At 53.7% G+C, this 25,761-nt stretch carries 18 protein-coding genes and 1 tRNA gene; 6 read left to right on the forward strand and 13 right to left on the reverse strand.

Features of this window, described 5'->3' with window-relative positions; translation table 11 throughout:
* Window positions 1–984 precede the first annotated feature (984 nt).
* Window positions 985–1,068 (reverse strand) — tRNA-Leu (locus NYE33_RS28395).
* Between the two features lie 214 nt (window positions 1,069–1,282).
* Here NYE33_RS28395 and NYE33_RS28400 point away from each other — a divergent pair.
* Genes NYE33_RS28400 through NYE33_RS28410 form a run of 3 tightly spaced genes read left to right on the forward strand, consistent with a single transcriptional unit; the run spans window position 1,283 to window position 3,626 of the window.
* On the forward strand, window positions 1,283–1,750 hold the full coding sequence (locus NYE33_RS28400) for an Lrp/AsnC family transcriptional regulator (protein WP_341068822.1): 468 nt from the start codon (window positions 1,283–1,285) through the stop codon (window positions 1,748–1,750).
* Window positions 1,747–2,379, forward strand: a complete 633-nt coding sequence (locus NYE33_RS28405; protein WP_341068824.1) for a LysE family translocator — start codon at window positions 1,747–1,749, stop codon at window positions 2,377–2,379. The genes NYE33_RS28400 and NYE33_RS28405 overlap by 4 nt, the downstream gene beginning before the upstream one ends.
* Entirely contained in the window at window positions 2,376–3,626 is a 1,251-nt protein-coding gene (locus NYE33_RS28410) for an MFS transporter (RefSeq protein ID WP_341068826.1), read from the forward strand. Before NYE33_RS28405 ends, NYE33_RS28410 begins: the two co-directional genes overlap by 4 nt.
* A gap of 6 nt (window positions 3,627–3,632) precedes the next feature.
* Here the strand turns inward: NYE33_RS28410 and NYE33_RS28415 are convergent, their stop codons facing one another.
* The 4 genes from NYE33_RS28415 to NYE33_RS28430 form a co-directional block, all read right to left on the reverse strand.
* Window positions 3,633–5,234: a helix-turn-helix domain-containing protein gene (locus NYE33_RS28415; RefSeq protein WP_341068828.1), complete on the reverse strand. Its 1,602-nt coding sequence runs from the start codon at window positions 5,232–5,234 to the stop codon at window positions 3,633–3,635.
* 110 nt (window positions 5,235–5,344) lie between these two features.
* Complete coding sequence (locus NYE33_RS28420) at window positions 5,345–6,367, reverse strand: ABC transporter substrate-binding protein (protein WP_341068829.1); 1,023 nt, start codon at window positions 6,365–6,367, stop codon at window positions 5,345–5,347.
* Between the two features lie 401 nt (window positions 6,368–6,768).
* Complete coding sequence (locus tag NYE33_RS28425) at window positions 6,769–8,001, reverse strand: CynX/NimT family MFS transporter (protein WP_341068832.1); 1,233 nt, start codon at window positions 7,999–8,001, stop codon at window positions 6,769–6,771.
* Window positions 8,002–8,241: 240 nt separating this feature from the next.
* Window positions 8,242–8,346, reverse strand: coding sequence for a YjcZ family sporulation protein (locus NYE33_RS28430; protein WP_216626667.1), 105 nt, complete (start codon window positions 8,344–8,346; stop codon window positions 8,242–8,244).
* Between the two features lie 220 nt (window positions 8,347–8,566).
* Between NYE33_RS28430 and NYE33_RS28435 the strand changes: the two genes are divergently transcribed.
* Complete coding sequence (locus NYE33_RS28435) at window positions 8,567–10,282, forward strand: ABC transporter ATP-binding protein (protein WP_340946917.1); 1,716 nt, start codon at window positions 8,567–8,569, stop codon at window positions 10,280–10,282.
* Window positions 10,283–10,432: 150 nt separating this feature from the next.
* Window positions 10,433–11,137 (forward strand): hypothetical protein, encoded by a 705-nt coding sequence (locus NYE33_RS28440; RefSeq protein WP_144026084.1) that lies wholly within the window; start codon window positions 10,433–10,435, stop codon window positions 11,135–11,137.
* Between the two features lie 96 nt (window positions 11,138–11,233).
* Here the strand turns inward: NYE33_RS28440 and NYE33_RS28445 are convergent, their stop codons facing one another.
* The 3 genes from NYE33_RS28445 to NYE33_RS28455 form a co-directional block, all read right to left on the reverse strand.
* Window positions 11,234–12,463 (reverse strand): M20 family metallopeptidase, encoded by a 1,230-nt coding sequence (locus NYE33_RS28445; protein WP_042135629.1) that lies wholly within the window; start codon window positions 12,461–12,463, stop codon window positions 11,234–11,236.
* 640 nt (window positions 12,464–13,103) lie between these two features.
* On the reverse strand, window positions 13,104–14,555 hold the full coding sequence (locus NYE33_RS28450) for a DEAD/DEAH box helicase (protein WP_341068834.1): 1,452 nt from the start codon (window positions 14,553–14,555) through the stop codon (window positions 13,104–13,106).
* A 90-nt stretch (window positions 14,556–14,645) separates the two neighbouring features.
* Window positions 14,646–15,299 carry an HD domain-containing protein gene (locus NYE33_RS28455; protein ID WP_076244154.1) on the reverse strand — a complete coding sequence of 218 codons (654 nt, stop codon included), beginning with the start codon at window positions 15,297–15,299 and terminating at the stop codon, window positions 14,646–14,648.
* Between the two features lie 287 nt (window positions 15,300–15,586).
* Here NYE33_RS28455 and NYE33_RS28460 point away from each other — a divergent pair, with 287 nt between their 5' ends.
* Window positions 15,587–16,867, forward strand: coding sequence for a histidine--tRNA ligase (locus tag NYE33_RS28460; RefSeq protein WP_336102212.1), 1,281 nt, complete (start codon window positions 15,587–15,589; stop codon window positions 16,865–16,867).
* Between the two features lie 498 nt (window positions 16,868–17,365).
* On the opposite strand, the gene NYE33_RS28465 is transcribed toward NYE33_RS28460, so the two are convergent.
* From NYE33_RS28465 to NYE33_RS28485, 5 genes are all read right to left on the reverse strand, one after another.
* Window positions 17,366–19,144, reverse strand: coding sequence for a glycoside hydrolase family 2 protein (locus tag NYE33_RS28465; RefSeq protein WP_336102211.1), 1,779 nt, complete (start codon window positions 19,142–19,144; stop codon window positions 17,366–17,368).
* Between the two features lie 81 nt (window positions 19,145–19,225).
* Entirely contained in the window at window positions 19,226–20,866 is a 1,641-nt protein-coding gene (locus NYE33_RS28470; protein WP_336102210.1) for a response regulator, read from the reverse strand.
* Window positions 20,859–22,670 carry a cache domain-containing sensor histidine kinase gene (locus tag NYE33_RS28475; RefSeq protein WP_336102209.1) on the reverse strand — a complete coding sequence of 604 codons (1,812 nt, stop codon included), beginning with the start codon at window positions 22,668–22,670 and terminating at the stop codon, window positions 20,859–20,861. The genes NYE33_RS28470 and NYE33_RS28475 overlap by 8 nt, the downstream gene beginning before the upstream one ends.
* A 29-nt stretch (window positions 22,671–22,699) precedes the next feature.
* Window positions 22,700–24,022 carry an ABC transporter substrate-binding protein gene (locus NYE33_RS28480; RefSeq protein ID WP_336102208.1) on the reverse strand — a complete coding sequence of 441 codons (1,323 nt, stop codon included), beginning with the start codon at window positions 24,020–24,022 and terminating at the stop codon, window positions 22,700–22,702.
* Window positions 24,023–24,067: 45 nt separating this feature from the next.
* Window positions 24,068–25,732, reverse strand: coding sequence for a family 43 glycosylhydrolase (locus tag NYE33_RS28485; RefSeq protein WP_336102207.1), 1,665 nt, complete (start codon window positions 25,730–25,732; stop codon window positions 24,068–24,070).
* Window positions 25,733–25,761: the final 29 nt, after the last annotated feature.

Below are 25,761 nucleotides of genomic sequence, written 5' to 3' on the forward strand. Positions count from 1 at the left end.
CCCCTTACCGGGTAGCATCTTTTGCGGCTTCACGTTTCTCATCCCGCCCACATCAGTCCTATAATTGGTGCATTGTCTTCGGTTTTTCGCATACATCCGGCCCATCTGCCCTAACATTGGTGCATTGTCTTCGGTTTTTCGCATACATTCGTCCCATCTGACCTATCGCTGGTGCATTGTATTCGGTTTTTCGCATACATCCGGCCCATCTGCCCTAACATTGGTGCATTGTATTCGGTTTTCCGCATACATTCGGCCCATCTGCCCTAACATTGGTGCATTGTATTCGGTTTTCCGCATACATTCGGCCCATCTGCCCTAGCGTTGGTGCATTGTATTCGGTTTTTCGCATACATCCGGCCCATCTGCCCTATCGCTGGTGCATTGTACTCGGTTTTTCGCATACATCCGACCCATCTGCCCTAACATTGGTGCATTGTCTTCGGTTTTTCGCATACATTCGGCTCATCTGCCCTATCGCTGGTGCATTGCTCCGATTGTATTCGGTTTTTCGCATACATCCGGCTCATTTGCCCTATCGCTGGTACATTGTATTCGGTTTTTCGCATACATCCGGCTCATCTGCCCTATCGCTGGTACATTGTATTCGGTTTTTCGCATACATCCGGCTCATCTGCCCTATCGCTGGTGCATTGTATTCGGTTTTTCGCATACATCCCGCTCATCTGGCTACTTTTGGTGGACTCAGAGGGAACTTCACCCCCTGATTTCCCCACAACGCCTACTTTCGGCGAATTCAGGGGCACTTTTACCCCTCATTTCCGTTTGCCGCCCAATTCCGGCAAATTCAGGGGCACTTTTACCCCTCATTTCCGTTTGCCGCCCAATTCCGGCAGATTAGGGGCACTTCTGCCCCTCATTCACCCACCCAGCCTCTTTCCAGCCTACATTCCACCCATTAGCTCAAAAATCAAAATGGCCCGTAATTGCCTGAGCAATTACGAGCCATATTTGTAAAACGGATGCGGTCAAGAGGACTCGAACCTCCACGATATTGCTATCACTGGCACCTGAAGCCAGCGCGTCTGCCAATTCCGCCATGACCGCATATTATGTAGTTCAGTGATTCAATCACCGTAATTAAGAATATACTCTCTTTAAATATAAATTGCAAGCATTATTTATTGGTGATTATTACAGCACTATGAAAGTCCAGCTATCCACTCAATGACCCGCAAATAATATGCATGGAATATTATTGAAATACTTATTATTATAATGTATATTCCTCATATGGATTAATAATATAAGGAGGAATAACATGGATTCTTTGGATTACAAGATCATCTCAGCAATAATGAATAACGGCAGGATCACCTGGTCCGAGCTTGCAGGATTGCTGGGTCTTTCTTCTCCTGCCACTGCAGACAGGGTTCGGCGGCTGGAAGAGCAAGGTGTCATTACCGGATATACGGCGCTGATCGACGCGGAATCTGCCGGTTACGGATTGGCTGCACTGATTGCCGTATCGCTGGAGCGGCCGGAACACCGGCAAGGCTTCATAGAACTCGTGATGAAGCTGCCGGAGGTTCAGGAATGCCATCACACTGCCGGGGATGATGATTATGTCCTGAAGCTGCGCTGCCGGGGAACGCGGGATCTGGACCGGATCATCAGCGAGGAGATCAAAGGCCTGCCGGGTATCGTGCGGACCCGCACTACGATTATCCTCGGAACGGTCAAAGAAACTCCGCATGTACCGCTGCCCCCGGCAGAACGCACACCATGAATACATGGCTGGTCCTGTTAAGCGGTCTCAGTTTCGGCTTCATTATTGCCGCTCCTGTCGGCCCGATGTCTCTGCTGTGCATGAACCGTACACTAAAGTCCGGCTTCACTTCCGGCCTCGCTACGGGTGCCGGAATTGCGCTGGCTGACGCCTTCTATGCGCTGGTGACCGTTGCCAGCTTCCGGGTTGTGAATGATTTCACCACCGTCTACGCCCTTCCGCTCCGTCTGCTCGGCAGCCTGTTTCTCGGCTATCTGGGGCTGCGGGCGCTATGGCCGGGTCCGGCCAAGGGAGATCCGGTAACAACCGCCGTGCGCAGCGGAATTATCTACAGTCTGTCCTCCGCCTGCCTGCTGACTCTGGCTAATCCGGCAACACTTCTGTCCTTCATGGCTCTTGCCGCTTCCCTGGGCCAGGCAATCAGCGCCTCCCTGTTACTTCCGGCAGGTATTGCTCTGGGCTCCTTCGCCTGGTGGCTGCTGTTATCCGGCCTGATCTCCCTGATCAGGGGCAGGCTGTCCGGCAGCTTCAGCCGGTTCCTGAGCCTGGGCACCGCAATCATACTGGTTCTGTTCAGCTTATACGGCAGCTTCACCGTATTGTCCACTTATTGGGGGCAATTGTTATGAAGACCGCCCGCGGTTCCTCTGCTAATCCAGCCTCTGCTTTGCCGCAAGAACAACAGCGTCACTCCCGGCCGCACAGCCCGCTCCAGCTGGTGCATTTCCTGGCCGGATATTTCATTTCCAGAATCGGAGACGCCCTATACACCTTTTGTCTGCCGCTGCTCTCCTACAGGCTGACCGGGTCTGTGCTGGTAATGAGCTCGCTGTTTGCCGTCAGTGTGCTGCCGGTCATACTGTTCGCCCCTTTTGCCGGAGTGATCCTCGACCGGTTCAATCGCAAGCAGCTGATGCTCTGCGCAGATCTGATCCGAATGGGGCTCATTGCCCTCATTCCTATACTGGCACATTACGGACTGCTCGCCATTTGGCATCTGTACGTCATTTCTCTGCTCTTATCCATTGTATCAACAGGTTATGATATAGCGGTTGTAACCCTCATTCCGGCGCTGTCAGGGAAGAATCTTACCCGGGGGAATGCCGGAGTGCAGACCGCAGGCCAGCTGGCCGATATGCTGGGACCGGCAATCGCTGGCGGATTGGCCTCGCTTATGAGCATTACCTCCATCCTGTGGCTGGATGTCGCTTCCTTCGCGGTCATTCTCTACGTTCTGTATCGGCTTCCGCAGGAACCCGCACGGACACGCAGCGCCAAGCCTGCTTTTGCCGCCGAAATGTCCCAGGGCTTCCTCTGGCTGATCCGCAGCCCGGTCCAATTGGCCCTCTCTGTACAGGCAGCCATCGGCAACTTCGGCTACAGTGCAGCGTATGCCACCCTGACCTACTACCTGATTACTAATCTTCATTTAACTACAGGTCAAATGGGCATGACTTATACCTTGCTCGCTGCCGGAGGAGTCGCCGGGAGCCTTGCGGTTATATATCTTGACCGTCATTTCAGGCGCGGCCGCCTGATTCCGTTGCTGCTGCTGGCCGGAACCTGCGGATTTGTGCTGGCCGGCTTTGGCGCCTCCTGGCTGGCGCCGGGAATCGGCTTCGGCCTGGTTGCTGCCTGCAACACCTCCTGGTCCGTCTTGTCCGCTTCCATCCGCCAGGAGCAGGTTCCGCCCGAGCTGCTCGGCAGAGTGCTGAGCTTCTCCAGAGTCGTCACCCGCACGGCTATGCCGGCCGGTGCATTACTCGGCGGCTGGATGAGCGGTGCATTGGCCCCCGGTGCAGTATTTCTGCTGGCCGCCGCCGCCAAACTGATCGAGGTGCTTATTGCTGTTGCTTCACCAATCCGCAGATTGTGACTGTGCCTACGCCAGTACCTTCAGCACATCCTCGATTTTACGCTGGTGGGACAGCACACCATAATTCATCCAGGCCATGAAGTCAACCTCGTACACGCAGCGGTTGCGCACAGCGGGCAGGCTTCTCCATAGCTGTGTATCGAGCAGCTCCCGGCTTTCACCTTCCTGCTTGTCAAACGTTATAAACAGATGATCTGCGGTCAGCTCAGACAATTCTTCACAGCTCAGGTTCACACGCTTCTGTCCCCGGGTAAGCCTGCTGACGAATCCATGCCGCTGGAGCCCCAGATCCTCATGCAGAACGCTTGCTGAATATCCCAGCTCATCACAGCCATACAGAGCAACTCCATAAGCGGATATCCGCAGTAACGCTACCGTCTGTCCCCTGATGCTGCGGCTGAGCATCCGCTTGGCCTGCCGGGCCTGCTGCTCATAATGGCCGATGACCTCCTGCACCCGTTCCGTTCTGCCGAAGACAGCGGCTGCGGAGCGGAGCGTTGCCCGCCAGTCCTCCTGATGGAACGGAAGCCGGAGCAGCGGGGCCACCTGGCGGCATTCCCCCAGCTGCCAGCGCTGAAAGCCGTCATCCAGCATAATCAGCTCGGGCATATACCGGGAGAGTCCTTGCCAGTCTCCGCTCGAAATATCAAAGGCAGGAACCTGATCAAGACCCAGATACTCCTGCTTCCCCCACTGGGCATGACAATATTGCACCACCGGAGTAATCCCCAATGCCAGCAGATAATCCTCCAGAAAAGGGGCAAATACGCGGACTCCCTCCTGATGAAGGCTCCTGTATTGGCCGGGAGTTACACCAACCGTTCCTTTGAAGCGGCGGTTGAAATAATACTCATTGCTGTAGCCGACAGCCAGTGCAACATCATGCAGGCGGTCCCTGGTCAGCAGCAGCTGCTGCTGTGCCCGTTCAATACGCAGTCCATTTAAGTGCTCCAAGGGAATCTGACCGGTAATCTCTCTAAAAAGCTGGGTATAACGCGCACGGCCAATCCCTGCAAGCTCAGCCAGCTGGTCGACAGATAAGGATTCATTGAAATGGTCCTCCATATAGCGGATCGAACGCTCCACCGCCTCATGATCATCCCTGGTCTTCATCGCCGGTGAATTCGCCCGCATGATCAGCAGCAAGAGCTCCTGAAAGCGGGTCTGAGCCGCAAACCATTCAATATCCTCCGCACTCCTGCGGCTATGATAAATGGAATCCAGCAGCAGTACACACTGCGAATAAGGTCTGCAGTTAAGAAATCCCGGCCGGAGCATGCCATCTCCAGACTCCCTTTCCACTCCGTTATGTTTGCTGTCTCCGGTATGAATAACCTCAAAGCCTATCCGGTAAAAGCTCAGCCCCCGCTCTCCGGCCCGGATTCTGTTTAGAGATCCGGCCTCTATCAGAAATCCGGCACCTTTCTCCAAGGGATATTGTCTATCATCCGCTTTGAGCCAGCCCTGCCCTTCCGAAACTATAATTAATGTATGTTCCTTATACACATCAATCGGGTCATTTCCAGACGGGTACTGGGCAACGGTTTCTATGTTAATCAGGCTATAGAATAGCCTTCTTCCGGTATTTTCCTTTACTAGATCCGCCATTCCACCCCTCCTTATTGAGAATCATTATCACCAATTCAGTGTAAAACAAAAAAGAAGATCTATCAACTGTGCTGATAGACCTTCTTTTCACTTGCTTCATCAAAAACATGTTATTTCACTAATACCTTAAGCAGATCCTCAAGCTTCATCGTATTTGCCGTTATTCCACCGGACTGCCAGTGGGAACGTTCCATTCTGTAGATGTTTCCGTTCTTCACCGCAGGCAGGTTCTTCCACAGAGGGCCATCGAGAATCTGGATCGCCTCCTGATTAGCCGCAGTATCCCAGTCTCCGTTGTCAGGGAATACAATGATGTGATCCGCTTCAAGCGCTGGTATCACTTCTTCGGAAATAATGGACTGATATTCCGTCATCTCAGCAGCCATCGGGACAGGAGTCAGACCGAATTGATCATAGAGCACACCGGTAAAGCGGTTTTTAACTCCAAAAAGAGCAAAGGTTTTGTCCGCGACATTAAGCCGGATTACAGCTACCTTTTCCTGTCCCAGAGCCTGCTGCAGCTTGGCTTTACCCTCGGCTACCTTCTGGTCATACTCAGCAAGCACAGCCTCACCCTTCTCCGGAATACCCAGCGCATCGGCAATCGCTGTGAGCATTAGCCTTGAATCCTGCAGCACGCTCTCCGGCAGACGGTAGGTTGGCGCCACCATGGAATATTGTTCATACTTAGCGGCATCTGCACCGCCATCGGTAATAATCAGATCGGGATTTTTGTCGAGCAACGCTTCCATACTGCCGCTAATATCGAATTCAGGCACATCCAGATTCAGATAATCCTGCTTGCCCCAGCTTGGATGATACCACTGCACCACTGGAGTAACGCCTAGTGCCTTCAGATAATCTTCTACATAGATCCCCGCCACCCGCTTAGGATTTACGGGAATTTCTACATCTCCGAATTCTCCGGTAATCGTACGGGTCGCTCCTTCTTCTGAGGCATTATTGCTGCTCTCTGTAGGAGTTGCACTGGCTGCTGCTGCCTCTTCCGCTGTATTCCCTGCTTGGACAGCGTTGCCCTCCGCAGCCTTGTTAGCAGTCCCGCAAGCCGCCAAAGCGGACATTGCCAGCATAAGTACGATTGTCCAGATAAACTTCCGGCCCCGGTTTGTCATTTCTCTTCACTCCTATGTCTGTTTTCATTGATTATCATTCTCATGTAATCTTAATGATAATAGTAGCATGTCCTGATCAGCTTTCAATGCACTTTCTCTGCCAAAATCTTATACAAACTAAGCGTATTGAATTTTGCTGTAAGTGGGAACGACATTGCCGCCCTTGTGTATGGACGGTACCGTTTCAGTGAGAAATAGAAGGATAAGTGATCCTGTGAAACATATAAATTCTTGTAGTTATTAAAAAAATTGACCCCGCCAGCAAGTGGCGGAGTCCATAGTTCATAAACATATATAGCACATACAAGCTGAGGATATCCTTAATATACCATCCGATTGTAAATGGAATGTGTGAGGTAATCCATGAAAATAATAAATATATCCGTGTTCATTATAATCCGCTATCCCCTGTCACCCACGTATCTGTCCCGTCCGGCCCCCATTCCAGCCGCGAACAAGAGCACGCTTGCCGCCGCAAGCAGCGCCAGTGGTGTGTTCCAGCTGTTCGTAGCATCATGCAGCAGACCAAACAATGCGGGTCCCATCGCGGCCAGCAGATAACCGGCCGACTGGGCCATGCCTGACAGCTCACTGGCTTCCTGCGTAGTCCGGGTGCGCAGGCTGAAGAACATCATCGCCAGTCCAAAAGCGAATCCCCCGCCGATTCCAATGCATACCGCCCATACCGCCATCAGCTCCGTGCTGCCCAGCCAGATTCCAAGGATGCCAATGATAAACAGAATAGAAGTAATAACTACCAGCAGGCGCTGATTCTTCATCCGTCCGGCCCAGAGCGGTACAAAGAATGTAAACGGCAGCTGTGCCAGCTGCATCAGTGAGAGAATCCATCCCGCATGGCTGGAGGACATTCCCCGCTCCCCGAGAATAACCGAAAACCAGGCGATCAGGACATAGTAGAGCAACGACTGCAGCCCCATGAACAATGTAACCTGCCAGGCGAGCGGGGAGCGCCATACGCGCACAGCCGAAGACCGCACGGCGCCTGTACTGCTTGGGCTAAGACTCTTCATCTGCGGAATCCAGAGCAGTGTAGCCAGCGCAGAGATGATAAACCATAAAGCCAGGGTTCCCCTCCACCCGAGCCCCGCATGGGAGGCCAAAGGAATACTGATGCCTGAAGCAGCAGCTGCACATACATTCATGGAGACCGTGTAAATTCCGGTCATCAGGCCGATGCGGTGCGGGAATTTCCCCTTGATCAATCCCGGCAGCAGCACATTGCAGACGGCTATGGACAGGCCAATCATCGCCGTACCCGCAAACAAGGTGACGGTTCCGGAAGCTGAACGGACGAGTATTCCCATCGACAGCGTAAGCATAGCCAGCATCAGGATATTGGCAAGTCCCACTTTGCGGGCTAGCTGTGGAGCGAATGGAGATAGTAGCGCAAAGGCCAGTAGCGGCAAGGTCGTGATCGCTCCGGCCAGGGTATTAGACAATCCCAGGTCATCCCGGATTGTCTCCAGGAGAGGTCCGACTGAAGTGAACGGGGCGCGCAGCGCAGCAGCGACACAAATTATGCCGGTGATGAGCATCCACCGGCTGGCGGTATTTGAATCATGCGCGGGCAAACCTGGCTCCGCTATGTTGCTTTTTTGACGGCTGAATTTCATGTTGTTCCTCCAAGGCCGCAGCAAAACACCCGTCAAGCCGGGGGCTTGTCAGGGAATAAAGCTGCTGTATGTAGTAGACTTTCAGATCCATGGCACATGTCGCCATTATATCTCTTTACGCTGGAGGCTGCACAAATTTAAGTTAGTTCCGAGGGTTGACAATACGTCTGAACATCATCCGCAGCAGGAAAAACCGCCGGTCTCCGGGGACCGGCGGCGGCACACATAAGTGAGGCTTAATTAAATCCAGAAGGATTTAGTAATGATTACGAGCAGGATGAACAGAACCAGAATCGCGCCAGTGGAAGTGAATACTCCGCCGTATCCCCCAACATTTTCGCTCATGTTAACTCCTCCTTTATACTTGAATACAGTTAAACTATGTGGAAAAAGCCATTCGCGACTGGGTGAACCGGCAATAAATCAGATGAATTACATGTAATTTTAAACATCTTACCGTTGACAAATCATGTAACCCTCTTTAGTATCCTAAGAATAAGGTTCACTTGAGAATCAATCTCAATAACCAGATACATAACACACTACAGAAAAGAGTGAACAAGAGATGCTGCGTCGTTTTTTCTCCTATTACCGTCCTTATAAGAAGCTGTTTATCCTCGACTTCACCTGTGCGGTAGGTGCCGGTCTGCTGGAGCTTGCTTTTCCCGTAGCGGTCAATAAATTCATTGATGATCTGCTGCCGGGTCAGGACTGGCCGCTGATTCTGATTGCCTGTGTGGTCTTGCTCGGAATTTACGCGCTGAATACGGCAATGAACTATGTTGTCACTTACTGGGGGCACATGCTGGGCATTAACATTGAGACCAATATGCGCAAAAAAATGTTCGATCATATCCAGAAGCTGTCCTTCCGCTTCTTCGATAATAACAAAACAGGTCATCTGCTCGGCAGAATTACCAATGACCTGAACGATATCGGCGAAGTGGCCCATCACGGGCCGGAGGATGTGTTCATCGCTGTCATGACACTGATCGGTGCATTTATTCTGATGGCGGATATCAATCTCCAGCTGGCTGTGATCACCTTCATCATCGTGCCGGTTATGGCCTGGGTCATCATCCATTTCGGCCGCAATATGACGGAAACTTACCATCGTCTGTTCGGCAATGTGGGTAACTTTAATGCCCGGATCGAGGACAATGTCGGCGGGATTCGTGTGGTTCAGTCTTTTGCCAATGAGGAATATGAGAAAGAGCTGTTCGCTGTGGACAACCAGAAGTTCCGCCAGACCAAGCTGATGGCTTATAAGCTGATGGCCAAAAGCTCCTCGGTCAGCTATATGATGACCCGTCTGATTACCATTGTAGTAATGGTCTGCGGCGCCTGGTTCTTCATTCAGGGAGAGCTTGAGATCGGGGAATTCGTCGCTTTCATCCTGCTGGCTAACGTCTTCTTCCGCCCGATTGAGAAAATCAACTCCGTCATCGAGAGCTATCCGAAGGGGATTGCCGGGTTCAAGCGTTATCTTGAAGTCATTGATACCGAGCCCGATATCGCGGACAAGCCGGATGCTGTAGAAGTAGGCTCACTCCGCGGGGATATCAGCTTCAGCAATGTCAGCTTCGGCTATGAAGCGGACCGTACGGTTCTGGCGGATATTAGCCTGAACGTAAACGCCGGTGAAACCATTGCCTTCGTCGGACCTTCCGGCGCCGGTAAAACAACGATCTGCAGCCTGCTTCCCCGCTTCTATGATGTGACCGGCGGAGCCATCTCCATCGATGGGATCGATATCCGCGATATGAAGCTCACCTCGCTGCGGAAGCAGATCGGGATCGTGCAGCAGGATGTGTTCCTCTTCTCCGGCACGATCCGTGAGAATATCGCTTACGGTAAGCTGGATGCAGAGCTGCCGGAGATCTGGCAGGCCGCACGTCAAGCTCACCTGGAAGAGCTGATCAACAGCCTGCCGAACGGGATGGATACCGTTATCGGGGAACGCGGCGTCAAGCTGTCCGGCGGACAGAAGCAGCGCCTGGCGATCGCCCGCATGTTCCTCAAGAATCCGCCGATTCTGATTCTGGACGAAGCCACCTCGGCCCTCGACACCGAGACCGAAGCGGCGATTCAGCAGTCGCTGGCTGACCTGTCCGTGGGCCGCACAACCCTTGTCATCGCCCACCGCCTGACAACGATCAAGAATGCCGACCGGATTATCGTGGTCAGCGAGGACGGCATCTCTGAGGAAGGCCGCCATGAGGATCTGGTGGGCGCCGGAGGCACTTATAGCCGCCTGTATCAGGCGCAGTATAATGCTTAGGAGTACACATTAAAAACCTTGCGAGATGCGGCCTGCGTGCTGCACTTCGCAAGGTTTTTTTCGTTCACGGGCCTCATTCCCGCAACCTCCCGTGAACAGTTTCGTCAATTAGTATATGTAATGCAACTGAAGAAAGGCGGGGGTCTTAGGATGAAAATAAAAATACTCATATTGCTAACGGCTGTTATAGTCCTATGCGGCTGCTCGAGTAGTACTCGGATTAAGGGCGGCTCTGCAATTGATTGGGTGGATTTCCTAAAGTTGAATGGACATTCCTACACCGGATCTTGGGAAAACGTGATTAAGAATCCGGATCAAGTCACCACTGAGACTGTTGGTAAAGTGGACTTTAAAGTCGCGGATGTCGTTACTAATCCTCATTACCAGACGAAGGATGGCGATGCTGCCTTTTTGGAAAAAGGAACTAAGCTATACCGCATTGAAGGCTTTAAGACAGACGAAGTTATTGCCGCTAAAGATGAAACACGCATCGGCGGATACCGCTTATATGTGGAGGATGATTACTCCAATAACCTGCAGCAGCGATATAACGACGTCATTAAACACAATATAGAGCGGGTTGAACTATATCATCAGGATGATGTGAAGCCTTACAAAACTCTAACCGATGATGAAACCAAGCGCTTCATTCACTTGCTGGAAAGCGGAAAAAACACGCAAAATTACAGCCCTCAGAATAAGGACGGTGATCCGGAATATTATCAGGTAGTCCTATATACCGGCGGGCCGTTTGCCTTCTCCTTTTCTCTTGTTGATGACGGTGTGAATGTGTTCTTTTCGCCTTGGGATACCAGAATTGTCGGCGACGAAATCCGAAGTTTATTACAACCTTAGAAACGGCCTATAAAGTACAATCAACCAAACTGCAAGGTTACCTATGCCCCAGTTTGTTCGTTTAAGATTGGCATCTGCTCATCAGCGTTAAGTGTTCTAATCATCAGTCCTGCCCAGAAAACGGATCGCCAGCTCTCTATAAAAGTCGATTGATTCCAGGTAAGCCTCAATATCCACCCACTCATCCGGCTGGTGGGCAAGGCGGTGGTCGCCCGGTCCGTAGATCAACACCGGAAGCCTGCCGTTATCATGCAGCACGGAGCCGTCCGTGTAGTAGGGTACGCCTTGAATTGGAGTTACGTCTCTTGCCGCATCACCTTCTGCTTCTTCAGCAGGGCCTCCCGCTTGGCCCTGCCGCCTCTGCTGCGCAGCAATTTCCAAAGCCGTAGTAATCAAACGCTGGCCGGGATCAGTATAGACCACACTGCGGTCCAACAGCTGCTCTACCTGATAACGGTAGTCCGCATGACGCTGCCGGATATCCTGGAGCTTGTCCTCAATCTCCCGCAGCAGCGGACCATGCTCCAGCGGCGGAACGGTGCGGATATCCACATCGATGGTGCAGGAATCCGGGACCACATTGGTCTGTACACCACCGGTAATCTTGTTCACGGACAGGCTGCTTGAACCAAGAACCGGATCTGTGGCCTGCCACTCCAGAGCATGGCGGTGCAGCAGCGCGATTACCTCCATCATGCCCTCCACCGCATTGAGTCCAAGCTGCGGCATGGAGCCGTGGGCGCTGCGTCCGAAGAGGGAAATGCGCAGCCAGAGGGCGCCTTTGTGGCCGACCGCCACCCGGCTGCATGTCGGCTCGCCGATGACGAGGCCGTCCAGCTCCGGCAGGTCGTGCCTGTGCTGCTCGGCATATAGCCGTGCGCCGCAGCTGTCCACCTCTTCCCCGGCTGTCGCCAGGATGAGCAGATCACCGGCCAGCCGGATGCCGTCCTGTTGCAGGGAAGCTGCGGCGAGCAGCATGGCGGCCAGGCCGCTTTTCATATCCGAGGTGCCCCGGCCATACATCCGGTCCCCCTCAATCACCGCGCCATGCGGGGGATAGCTGCCTGCTGCTTCGCTCCAGGGACTGACCGTATCAAGATGGCCGCAGAACATCAGCTTCCGGTTGCCGGAGCCGGCAATCACCGCCTCCAGGTTGCTCCGTCCCTGCTCCACAATCGTAATGCTGCTGGATATGCCCAGCTCCCGCAACACCTCCTGCAGCAGCAGAGACAGCCTGTGCTCATTGCCGGGAGGATTACAGGTATCCACTTGGATCAGACGCTGCAGAAGAGGCACGGCAAACTCGCGGCTTCTCACATTGATCATAGTTCAACATCCTCCTTGGTTAGGTAGTTTCAATTCAGTTTAGTTCAACTCAGTCCAGTTCATCCTCGTTTCGGCCAAGTTTACAGCACGCCCATCCAGATCATGCATATAACTTATGTTGAAATCTACGTGATCTCCGGGATTTTTGCAGCCGCAAAAGTCACGTTGTCCTGGAGCATACGTATCACTCAGGACAAAACCTTGGCGCCGCTAAACGTATCAGCTTCTTTACCTCCAACATTTCCCGGATGATCGGCTTCCCCAGCTATCGGAGGCATATTGTATTCGGTTTTTCGCATACATTTGGCTCGTTTACTCCATTCGTGGCACATTGTACTCGGTTTTCCGCATACATTTGGCCCGTTTGCTCCATTCGTGGCACATTGTATTCGGTTTTTCACATACATTTGGCTCATCTACTCCATTCGTCGCACATTGTATTCGGTTTTTCGCATACATTTGGTCCGTTTGCTCCATTCGCGGCACATTGTATTCGGTTTTCCGCATACATTTGGCCCGTTTGCTCCATTCGTGGCACATTGTATTCGGTTTTTCACATACATTTGTTCGCAGGCTCTCATACATCGCAAAAAAGCCGCCACCCCGTATAACAATTGGTGTGACAGCTCTTTGAAACGGCTTATTTTTTGGCGATATGGCACTTCAGCAGCTTGCCCTTCACGGTTATCTCCTTCATCGCCTGCAGCACAAGCGATCCCTTGCCGTTCAGAATATCGACGTAGGTTACGTTGTCCTGGATCGTGATGATTCCGATGTCCGCAGCCGTGATGCCCTCAAGCTTGGCGATAGTGCCAACGAAATCGACCGCGCGGAGCTTCTTTTTCTTGCCGCCGTTGAAGTAGAGCTTCATGATGTCCTGGTTCATGACCTCGGTTTTGCCGGCTTTGCGGACCTGCTGCTTGCCCAGCTTCAGATCGAACGCCGGTTTGGCGTAGGCCACGGCATCATCTGAAGGAGCTTTCATCTCCGGCAGGGTGAAGCCGATGTAGCCTTCGATTTCCTTGACCCATTTGTGCTCGTTTGGCGTAACGAAGGTGATCGCTTTGCCGCTTTTGCCTGCGCGGGCGGTCCGGCCGGTGCGGTGGACGTAGCTCTCTTTTTCGAGCGGGATATCGTAGTTAATGACATGGGTGATGTTCTCGATATCAATCCCTCTGGCTGCAACATCGGTGGCGATCAGATAACGGAACTGGCCCCGCTTAAATGCATTCATGACCTCAAAACGCTCGTCCTGCTCCATGCCGCCGTGGATTTTGTCCACCGGATATTCCAGATCCGCCATCCCGCGGAAGAGGGCATTCACCTGCTCCTGGGTGCGGCAAAAAATAATACAGCTATCCGGATTCTCCACTGTCAGCAGGTCGCTCAGCAGTCCAAACTTGGCAGCTTGTCTCACTTCAATCAGCGCATGCTCAATCGACGCCGTCGTAATTCCGCTGGCTTCGATCTCGATATCCACCGGCTCCGTCATGTACTTACGGCACAGATTCTTAATCACTTCCGGCAGCGTCGCCGAGAACAGCATCGTTACACGTTCCTTCGGCAGCTGCTTGATAATCTTCTCAATCTGCTCAATGAAGCCCATGCTGAGCATTTCGTCCGCCTCATCAATCACCAGATATTTAATCCGGCTAAGATTCAGCGTTCCGCGGTCGATATGGTCGAACACACGGCCCGGCGTGCCAACGACCACATGCGTCTTCTGAGTCAGCTCGATCTTCTGCGGGGCAAAAGGCTGCTTGCCGAACAGCGCTACCGCCTTAATCCGCTTGAAGCGCCCGATATTCGTAATATCCTCACGCACCTGCTGGGCCAGCTCTCGGGTTGGGGTCAGCACCAGTGCCTGGGGTTTGTTCTCATTCCAATCGACCAGCTCACAGAGCGGGATGGCGAAGGCTGCGGTTTTGCCGCTGCCCGTCTGTGACTTCACGATCAGATCCTGCGCCTTCAGCGCTACCGGAATGACCTTCCGCTGCACCTCGGTGGGGTCTACGTACTTCAGAACCTCCAGCGCGCGGATAAGCTCTTCATTCAAACCATAATCACTAAACTGTACTTGTACTTCACTCATATTGTATCCAACCTCTTCTATGCCGATTGTTCCGGTTCAAGCGGGGTTTCCCGCGTTCCATCCATCTTGCGCATTATTCCATTATAACACCTACTCTGCCCCTTGATTCCATTCCTTATGAAATTGCTCCAAAAAAATCAGCATAAACTGATGCCGCTCCTCCGCCAGCTGTTTGCCGTAAGAGGTGTTCATGAGGTCCTTCAGCTTAAGCAGCTTCTCATAAAAATGATTGACCGCCGTTCCCTTGGAATAGTTGCGGTATTCCTCTTTCAGCGAGTCGTCCCTTGGCGGAATTTCCGGATCATAGACCGGACGGCCCTTCGCTCCTGAAAAGACCATTGTACGCGTAATCCCGATCGCCCCCAGCGCATCCAGACGGTCCGCATCCTGCACCACTTGTCCTTCCAGCGTAGACATCGGTGCGCCACCGCCGCCGCTGAACGACATCGTCCCGATGATCTCCATAATCTGCTTGTTTGCAGCTTCATCCGGGAGATGTGCGGCCAGCCAAGTATGTACTTTGAGCAGTCCTGCTTCTTTGGAGGGATTCAGCTTCTCGTCGGCCACATCATGCAGCAGCGCGGCGATTGTGCAGATCACCACGTTGGCCCCTTCCATCCCTGCGATCAGCGCCGCTGTATTGCGCACGCGGTTAGTGTGAAACCAGTCATGGCCGGTGGTATCCTGGCCCAGTTGCTCCTTGGCGAAGTTCTCTGCTTCTGTGATAAGCTCTGTATGATTCATTATGATTGCTCCTTTGTAAAAATAGGGATATGGTGTTGCACAGCTGTCCCTGATCCGCTATAATGTGCAGTAATTAAAAGCTGAAGGGAATTGATTCACATGAACTGCCTGTCCATCATACCGAATCAACTTCATCATCACAAGCAGCGTTAGCACACACCTGAATTCATTCAGGGAGGGCTAACGCATTTCGCGTTTGACCTCCCTGCGGCATATCGAAGCGCGCGGGACCACGGGGTCCGGCGCGTTTTTTATTTTACCGGAATTCAATAACAAGGGAGCTGCTAATGATGCAAAATATTAAAGGAACTTATGATTATTTCGGCCGGGAACAGGCCATCCGCCAGAATGTCCGGACCACACTCCAGGAGCTGTTCGAGCTGTACGGCTTCGAGTCGATGGATACCACGCTGCTGAACGAGCTGGAGCTGCTGACCTCCAAATACGCCGGGGGCGATGAGATTCTCCGCGAAATGTATCAGCTGGCTGATCAGGGCGGGCGCAGACTGGGGCTGCGTTACGATCTGACGATCCCTTTTGCCAAGGTGATTGCCATGAATCCGGGAATCGAGTTCCCATACCGGCGTTATGAGATCGGCAAGGTGTTCCGCGATGGGCCGGTCAAAAAAGGCCGCCTGCGCGAATTCCTGCAATGTGACGCGGACGTCGTCGGCATTGCCGGCCCGCAGGCTGAAGCGGAGCTAATGCAGCTGGCAGCGGAGGTCTTCCGCAGACTGGATATTCCGGTGGTTCTGATGTGGAACAACCGCCGGTTCCTGGGCGAGATTCTGGGCGCGGTCGGCGTTCCGGCGGAGGAGCAGCTGTCCGTGATGCTGACCCTCGACAAGCTGGCCAAGATCGGCAGCGGCGGGGTGCTGGCAGAGCTGACGGACAAGCAGCTGACTGCGGACACGGTTCGGCTGATTTCGGAGCTGCTGGAGCTGGATAACCCGGGGTTCGGGCAGCTGGTGGAGAAGTATAAGCTTGAAGGCCAGCCCGGCGCGCTTGAAGTACTCGCGCTGCAGCAACTGATTGATGCGATTGGGCTTGGCGCCGTTTGCGTCTTCGATCCCTTTCTCTCACGCGGCCTCTCCTTCTATACCGGAACCGTCTATGAAATCTTCGACGCATCCGGCAGCTATACCTCAAGCCTTGGGGGCGGAGGCAGATATGATGCGATCATCGGAAAGCTCGTCGGGCGTGATAATATAGAGTACCCTACGGTCGGCATCTCGTTCGGGATGGAGTCGATCATGGCCCTGCTGGGCGAACGCCCGGCAGATACGGCGGAACGTTCCGGGGTCCTGATCATTCCGATCGGCGGATATCTGCCGGAGGCTCTGGTTGCCGCCGCTGCGCTGCGGGCCTCCGGCATCCGCACGGGCGTAGACACCGGCACGCGCAAGCTCAAAAAAACGCTGGCCGCAGCGAGTGCCAAGGGCATCCGGTATGTCATTATGGTTGGTGAGAGTGAAGCGGCTGAGGGCAAGCTGCGGCTCAAGGATATGACGCTGGGGAGCGAGAGATTGGTTACGGTGGGGGAGGCGGCTCAGTTGATTGCCGGGTAAAGCTTGTTGAGTCTGCTCCAGGTCCAAAGTCACTGTCAGACAGACAAGTTTGCATACGCTCCCCTCACCAGTATCTGAATACAGATGCCGACGGCTGATAGTTGTACGTTTTGCAGGATTGCTATCAGCTTGCTTGACCTCTGGGACTGCTTATTGTTGTAATTTGTGCAAGATTTCAGTCAACCGGTTGCGCTGAGCCGAAAAATGTTGTACTTTTTGCAGGATTTCCGCTCAGTTGGCGGCTGCGTTCACAAATTGTTGTACTTTTTGCAAGATTATCTTCAGATTGGCGCATCCCGGGCGCCGATTGTTGTATTTCGTACAACAATTCCCTAAAACGGGATTTAAAAAGCACCGATTGTTGTATTTAGTGCAGGATTTCTCATAGCTCCGTGCTAAAAAAGTTAAAAAGCTGCCTCCGTACGATTTCCGTACCGGAAGGCAGCTTTTCTATAGCCTGGACTTAACAGCATGAGCTTCGCCTAACTATTCCTACGCCTATTTCCCCTCATTAATCGCCCGGATCAGCTCCAGCGGCAGCTTCGGTACGCGGTCATACGTCAGCAGGCCGTTTATCTCCTGTTCCACATCCGTAAGCTGGGTGTAGCAGTAGCCCTGCACCACCCCGGACAACAGCAGCGGCTGTATCACCGCCCGCAGACGCGCGGCGAAGTCTTCGTCGTTCTCTGCGCCGGAGTAGCCCCAGCCGTCCCAGTCGCTTTTTTTGTAGGCGACACCGCCGAATTCTGTGATGAGAATCGGCTGGTCCGCATACGGGAAGCCTTCTACCGCCAACTTGCGGTTACCCGGCAGGCCGCTGACGGCCAGCTCCACGGAGGAATAGCGCTGCTCAAGCACCTCGCGCCGCCACTCGTAATCGTGGATGTTGAACAGGTCTGTGGCGACCAGCTCCCAGCCGTCATTGGAGACAACCGGCCGCATCCCGTCCAGCGACTTGGTCAAATGGTACATCGCCTGGGCATGCTGCTGCTGCTGTTTGTCGGCGGCGATGTTCGGTACGCCCCAGCTCTCGTTGAGCGGAACCCAGACTACAATGGAAGGATGGTTGTAATCCCGTTCGATGCTCTCCTGCCATTCCTGGGTGAAGCGGCGGACATACTCTTCCGAGTATTCATAGGCATTGGCCGCTTCGCCCCAGACGAGCAGACCCAGCTTGTCACACCAGTACAGGTAACGCGGGTCCTCCAGCTTCTGGTGCTTGCGCGCACCGTTGAAGCCCATCTCCTTGGTCAGCTCGACATCCCGGCGGATCGCCTCATCGCTGGGCGGTGTCAGGTTGCCGTCCGGAAAATACCCCTGATCCAGCACCAGCTTCATGAAATAAGGGCGGTTGTTGAGGCAGAGTCTGCCGCTTTCGACCGAGATTTTGCGCATACCGAAATAACTGGTTACCAGATCCAGCACCTTCCCGCCATCCAGCAGGGTAAAAGTGACATCATAGAGATTCGGCTGCTCCGGCGACCACCAGTGCCCGTGCCCATGGTCATTGAAATCACTGAGGGTAATGCTCCGGGACTCTTCCGGGTTGCGCACAGAGTACATATCACTTGAAATCGGCTGGCCTTCAAACGTGATCTCCACCTGAAGTTTCAGGGAATCACTGTTCAGCTCTCCATTACTGGTTAGCGCACCTTTAATGAAGGAGCGGATTTCAATGCTCTTGCGGTCAATATCCGGCGTCAGCTTCACCTTGCCGAGATAGACGGAGGATACCGCCTCCATCCACACCGTCTGCCAGATCCCCGTTGTCCGGGTATAGAAAATGCTGGCTGAATCGCTTTTCCAGTATTGCTTGCCCCGGGGCAAAGTTACGTCCTTGCTGTAATCCACAGCTTTGACCACCAGAATGTTAGGCTGACCCACAGGCGCGAGTGCGGCGCTGATCCCGGCATGGAACGGCGTATGCCCGCCCTCATGCTTCGCCACCAGTATTCCGTTGACCCAGACGGAGGCCTCATAATCGACAGCACCGAAATGCAGCAGAATCTCCTTACCTGCAAAAGCCTCCGGAATCTCCAGCTCCCGCCGGTACCAGACGATATCATGAAATCCGGGATCGCCGATCCCGCTCAGGCTGCTCTGAAAAGCAAATGGAAGCTGTATCCGCTGAGCCAACGGTTTATTTCCCAGATGCCACTGTTCCCGGCTGCCTACATTGTCATCGTCAAAAGCAAACTCCCACTCCCCGTTCAAATTCACCCAATTGTCGCGTACAAATTGCGGACGCGGATATTCCGCACGTTGCTGATTTGTCATTATTTCATCCTCCAGTTTCCCGTGTGATTAAATTTCATTGCCATCCGGCCTTGCTGCTGCAACCCTTATTAGTCCTTACTGTCACTCCCGGCCATCCATAGAAGCCGCCTGTGCCTTGCGTATGCTGTCCCTGTATTCTTTGGGCGAGATACCGCAGCAGTTCTTGAACACCCGGTTGAAGTGTCGCACATTGCCAAAACCTGTCTCCTCAGCGACCCTGCTGATTTTCTCACCTGTGAAGGCCAGCTTCTTGCGGGCTTCTTCTATCCGGATATGTGTCAGGAACTCGATAAAAGTAACGCCGGTCCTCTGCTTGAACAGATTGCTGAAATATGCCGGGTTCAAATACACCTCGTCCGCCACTTCCTTAAGGCTTAGCGGATGATCATAATGCTGCGAAATGTAGCGCTGGGCGGCGGCAACCGGATCGAGATCCTTCACCTCTCTGGACTTCGCAATACAACCCGTCAGGGTAAGCAGCAATCCGCGGCATTTCTCGGCCAGCTCCTGCCGCGAAGACAGGCTGCACACATCGAACAGCACCTTGCGGATATCCTTTGACCCCAACCAGGATTCGGTAACATTAAGCTCTTCGGATAATTCGTAGTAGTACAGCAGCAGCTTGCAGATTTGCTGATGAATGCTCTCCGGCGATTCTGCCATACTGCACAGCTCTTCAATCATATGTTCAACAATCGGGCCGATGCTGGCCACTCTGCCCCCGGTAATCGACTTCTCCAGCATCTCCCATGACCATTTCAAGGGTCCGCTTCCGGAATGGGGGCGCTCTGTCATTTGGGCATAATCGAGCAGCTTGTCACCGCCTTCGATTAACCGGTATAAGAGGGCAATTCCGGCTTCATTATAAGCTTTCGGAATACCCGGCAGTCCTTCCGCCGGATTACTGACCCCGATGGTTACCGTCAGGTTGGACAAAGAGCGTATCTGTCTGCGGATCAGGTCGCCTAGAGCTCCCGGTGCCGATAAGGAATGCTGCGGCTCAGCTATATTCAGCAAAGCCACGACCTCGGTATCCGATAGCACGAAGCTTATGCCTGTAGCATGGCGGTCAATCATTTCCTGGACTACCTGCTGGATATACAGGAGGAACAGGGAGGCGTCGCCCCGCTGATAACGCTCCTTCTCCACCGAATGCTTATCCAGCTTGATCACCATGCAGATGAAGTAGGGATGCCCGAAGGCAAAACCCATCTCCCGCAGCAGCTGCAGGTCGCTGTCTTCTGTTTTGCCCTTCAGCAGACTCTCGATCAGATGACCGGCCACATGCCGCTTCAGCACAGGCTGGACCTGCCACAGTTCTTCCTTACGCGCCGGAAGCGCCTTGCGCTCGGCCAGTTCCCGCCCCAATCTCTCCAGCACACGCCCCAGCTCCTGGCGTTCGACCGGCTTCATCAGATAATCCTTCGCTCCCTGGCGCATTGACTGCTGCACATAAGCGAACTCGTCATAGCCGCTGACCACGACGGTCATCAGATCCTTGAAACGTCCTCCCGCCATCTGCTGCAGCTGGATTCCGTCCATACGCGGCATTCGAATATCAGTGAGCAGCACTTCAGGCGACAGCTCGGCCAGCTTGTCAAGCGCATCATAGCCGTCAGTGGCTTCACCGACCACCTCCCAGTTCCCCTCCAGGCTGGTGATCATTTTGCGCAGACCTTTGCGGAAGACAGATTCATCGTCAACAATCAGTATTTTAGGCAACTCCGTCATCCTCCCTTGCTCTGCCCTGATGGGTAATAACCGGCAGCTTGAGCACTGCCTTGAAACCCTGATAAGGCATACTCTCCAGCGAAAGACCATATTCATCGCCATAATGCAGCACAATCCGGCGGTGAACATTCAGCAGACCGTTGCCTGAGCGTCCTCCCAGCTCCTGCGTATTCCGCAGATGCAGCCGGAGCGCCTCAAGCGCTTCCGCATTCATGCCGATGCCGTCATCTTCAACGGCGATTCTAAGCACCTGATCGCTGCTGTCTGCAGTCAGCGATATGCGGCCCCGGCCAACACCTTTGTCCAGTGCATGATTAATTGCATTCTCCACCAGCGGCTGGATCATCAGCGGAATGACCTCACAATCCAGCAGCGAAGGTTCGATGGTCATCGTGAAGTGAATGCGTTCTTCATAGCGCATCTGCTGGATTGCCATATATCCGCCGACATGGTCCAGCTCATCCTGAAGCGTCACATGCTCCTTGCGTCCGCTGAGGCTGTAGCGCAGCAGCTTGCTTAGATTGTTGGACATTGTAATAATCTCCGGACTTCCCTCTAGCTCGGCGTACATGCTGATGGAACCCAGTGTGTTGTACAGAAAATGCGGATTAATCTTGCTCTGCAGCGCGGCAATCTGCGCATCCTTCTCCCGGATCTCTGTCTCATAGAGCAGATACCCCAGCTCGCTGAGCTTGGCAAGCATGCCGTTAAATGAATGGCCCAGCATTCCTACCTCGTCCGTACCGCTCACCGGAAAAGCCCTGCTGAGGTCTCCCCGCTCGACACTGCGCATCAGCCGGCTCAGCTTGCGCAGAGGCTGGGTGATCCGGTAGGCGATGAACACATACAGGAGCAGGGCCAGGCCTACACAGATGATGCCAATAAGAATAATGTAGGTGCGCAGAACCTCGGTATCTTTCATCAGACTGGAGACCGGTACAATGCCCACCGTGGTCCAGCCGGTCACTTCAGAAGTTACGTGGGCCATCAGCAGCCCTACCCCCTCTGACTTCACATGTCTTACCCCTTCACTGGCATTATCCGGAGACAGGGAAGGCGCTGCCTGTGGCAGCCCATGATCCTTACCGATGACCAGTTTGCCGGAATCATCCGTAATGTACAGCAGCTCCTTGGCGTCCAGCTTTACTTTGGACAGAATCTCACTGATGAACTTGGGGTCCACATCAATGACGATGTACCCGAGGGTCACCCCGTCATCGAAGCTGCGCAGCTCCCGCACAATGGAGAACGCCTGATACACATTTCCGCCGCTTGAGCTTAAGTCATGTGTAGCAACATACACGGGCTGCCCGTAGTGACCCTTGAACTTGTTCAGCCAGCTGACATTTTCATCGAGCTTATAGGTCGTCACATACTGGCTCTCCGGCATGACCACATAAGAGGCACCGCCGGTGCCGTATAATGAGACACCCAGAATATCTACCCGGCCGTTCAAAAACACCTGAGTGACGAAGCTGTTCAGTCCGCTGATCTCATCCAGTGTCAGAGGTTCGCCAGGAGCACGCTTGGTTGCAAGATATTCGGTAACCTTGGGATACTGATAGGGCATCACGGTCAGCCGGTTCAGCTCATTCATATAGGTGTCGATATTCAGGGTAAGCTGCTTCAGCGTCTGAAGCTGATAATCGCCAACCTTGCGCTCCGTTGTTTCGGTGAAGCGTGCGAAGGCGAAATAGCCCGTCAGCCCCAGCGGCAGCACAATGAATACCACATTGATAAGAATAAGCTTGCGCGCGAGCGCCAGATTCCTGAACCAGCCGCGAAATGATTTCAACCGCATTCTCCCCTTTGATCCCCTTACAGTCATTTCTTCAGCTGAAGGTTAATGCTGTCCACCGCATTTTGCAGAGCCTGCTCCGGGCTTTGCTCCTTGTAGATCATTTTCTCGAATTGCCGGATAATCTCTTCATTAATACTCCACTGCTTCACATTTCTCGGCCAGTAGGCTACGGAGTTGGCGGTATTGGCATAATCACTGCGGAACTTCAGTGCAGCATAAGCTTCGCTCTCCACGACCTTCCGGGAACTCGGCACATGCCCTGCTTCCGCCCACATCACTCCATGCTCCACCGCCCAGCGGGTAAAAATCATAGCAGCATTACGCTTCTCCGCACTCATCTCACTATTGGCCGGAATAGCCAGCGTATGCGAATCTCCCCAGACCGCCGGATGGTCGTAGATGACCGGAACCGGCACCACGCCCAGCTCCAGGTTCTCATCCTGCTCAAAAGCGCCGGTTCCCCACACACCCGTAATCAGCATAGCGGCCTCCCCGTCATAGAACAGCTTGAACGCATCATTAATATCCGGCGGAATCAGCTCCTGCTGATACAGGCTGTTCACGAACTCCAGTGCCTGAAGCGATTCCGTGTTGTTAAAGACAGCCTGCGTACCTTCCGGATTGTAAAAGACACCACCGCCCTGCATCTGATTGTACAGGCTCCACCACAGCCACACGGAATCAATACGTGTGCTGGGCAGAGCCAGCGGAGCCACACCTGGCGGTAACTCTGCCTTCAACTGCTGCAGGAACTCCGTAAATCCCTGCTCTCCTTTGACGATCAGCGGTTTGTCCCCGGCATCCAGCAGCCCTGCTTCTTTTAAAAACTTCTTATTGTAATAGAGCACTAACGTATGCGTATCCAGGGGTACAGCATAATGGGCACCGCCGTAGACCGTGGACTCAGCGATTCTAGTATTGAACTGGCCCCAGTCCAGCCCGGTATCCGCAGCGAGTCCGTCAAGCGGCTCAATATAACCGTTCTGTACGAATTGCGGCAGATTGGTAGCATGGATAATCGCCAGATCCGGTGCATTACCGGACAGAATTGCCGTACGCAGCCGCGAATAATAATCATCAAGCCGGGAATTGATCTGATCGATCCGGATATCCCCGTGCTCCCGGTTGAATTGCTGCACAAGTTCGGTCATGAAAATGTTATCTCCGCCGCTGAATGGAGTCCAATACTCCAGAGTTACCGGCTCAGCGGCAGACTGTGGGGATTCCTCTGCCCCGTCTGTACCGCAGCCGCCCATCACCAGCACCAGAAGCATAGCCAGCAGCAGAATTGAAAGCGCAATCAGTTTGTTCCGTTTGTGTCCGCTAAAGCGTCCCGTATCTCTCATATGATTAAGCCCCCGTCAAGCATGCAATCTATGAATCTACCCGGCTTATTCACTCTTCTGCCATATATCCATATAATCTATACCGAAGCTGCCTTGTCTGTCAAAAAGAATAATTTCATTCGCACCGCCCTGTAATTCCAGCTCCAGTTCAATGAAGGATACCCGGTTTCGTCCCTGAGATTCCGGGGTCAATACGATCGTAGAATCCCCGTTCACCCCTACCTCCAGCTTCGCATCCGGTGAAGCGTTAAGGACAGCTACGGAGACAGTGTAAGTCCCGCTTCCCGGTAGACGGATGTTGCTGAAACGCAGCGCCGCATCACTTCCGCTGAGGGTTGCCGCTGCCCCGCCCGAGGCATACGGGTTATCCTCCGCATCAGCATTCCCCTCCAGCGTCTGGGCTTCACCTTCATAACGCGGAATTTCAATAGCCTTCAGTTCAACTGCGCTTCCCTCCGGCAGCCCAAAGGCTACTGTATTCATCCCGGCTGTGAACGGTATGCTCAGATAGGCGTATCCGGTTTGGCCTCCCCCGGTAGGCGGCAGCTGAAGCTTTGACGGCGTTCCAGCATTCACTGAAACTGCCGCCTCCGCCGGTTCTCCACCCGGATTCACATAATGCGCCAGCAGCGGAGTATCGCTATCTACTGTGGACGGCAGAGACGGGAACTCCAGCCGGTTCCCGCTGCGGATGGCATTCTCAGCCTGGAATACTCCCATTCCAGCGGGAACCTCAAGCGCCGTGCTCAGCGCCAGCGGCTTCCCGAACACAGGTTGGCCGCCATCGTCCCAGTTGACCGGCTGGGCCCGTGCTTTGCGGTTGTTCCAGCCGTCCGCCGCTCCAGTAGTCGCGTGATAGACAATCCACTGCTCGCTGCCATCCGGCGACACCGTAAACGAGTTATGCCCCGGCCCGTACACTCCGGCGGCTTCATCCATTGCCAGCAGCGGCTGCTCCGTCTTGGTCCAGTCTGCCGCCTCCAGCGGATTGCCGCCGGGCTTCAAGGCCAGCAGGCCCAGACTGTAATGCGGTGTCCAGCTGCCCGCGCCGGAATAGACAATGAAGACGCGTCCGTCATGATGAAGGACCGACTGGCCTTCATTGATGTACGGCGGACCTCCAGCCTGCTCCCACGGAAGCAGCGGCTCGCTCAGCAGCACCCTCGGACCGCTGATTGTCAGCGGATCACTCATTGGCGCAATATAGGTGTTCTGCGCAGCGTTGACATCGCCCTCCCAGCCGGACCAGACGAAATACAGCTCATCATCCACTTCCATTGCCAGCCCGTCGATCGCCCACTTGTTGGTATCGTCGGTGACTTGGCCCTTGAAGGTATAATCGCCCAGCGGATCACCGCTGTCCCCCTGCAGCACATACATCCGGTGATTCTCGTTATTTCCATCATCTGCGGCAAAATAGATATACCAGCTGCCCCGGATGTACTGGAGCTCGGGCGCCCAGAGATTCGCCGAGTAGGCGGTCTCCGCCGGCGGATACCATACCACTCTCCGCTCGGCCTGGCGGAAATCCAGGGTACGTGACTTCATCACCATAATATCCGTTCCGTTATGGGTGAAGGTCATGTAATAATATCCATCCTTGTAGATCACGCTCGGATCAGGCGTATCGATCCCGGCAAGTGTGTTCTTAAACGTTCCGCCATGCCCGTTATAGACTTCATCTATCCTGCTATTATTGTGCTGCTGCACTAAATATGCACCTCCCGCCAATATAAGTA

Source organism: Paenibacillus sp. FSL R10-2199 (assembly GCF_038000235.1).
GTDB lineage: Bacteria > Bacillota > Bacilli > Paenibacillales > Paenibacillaceae > Paenibacillus_AQ > Paenibacillus_AQ phytohabitans.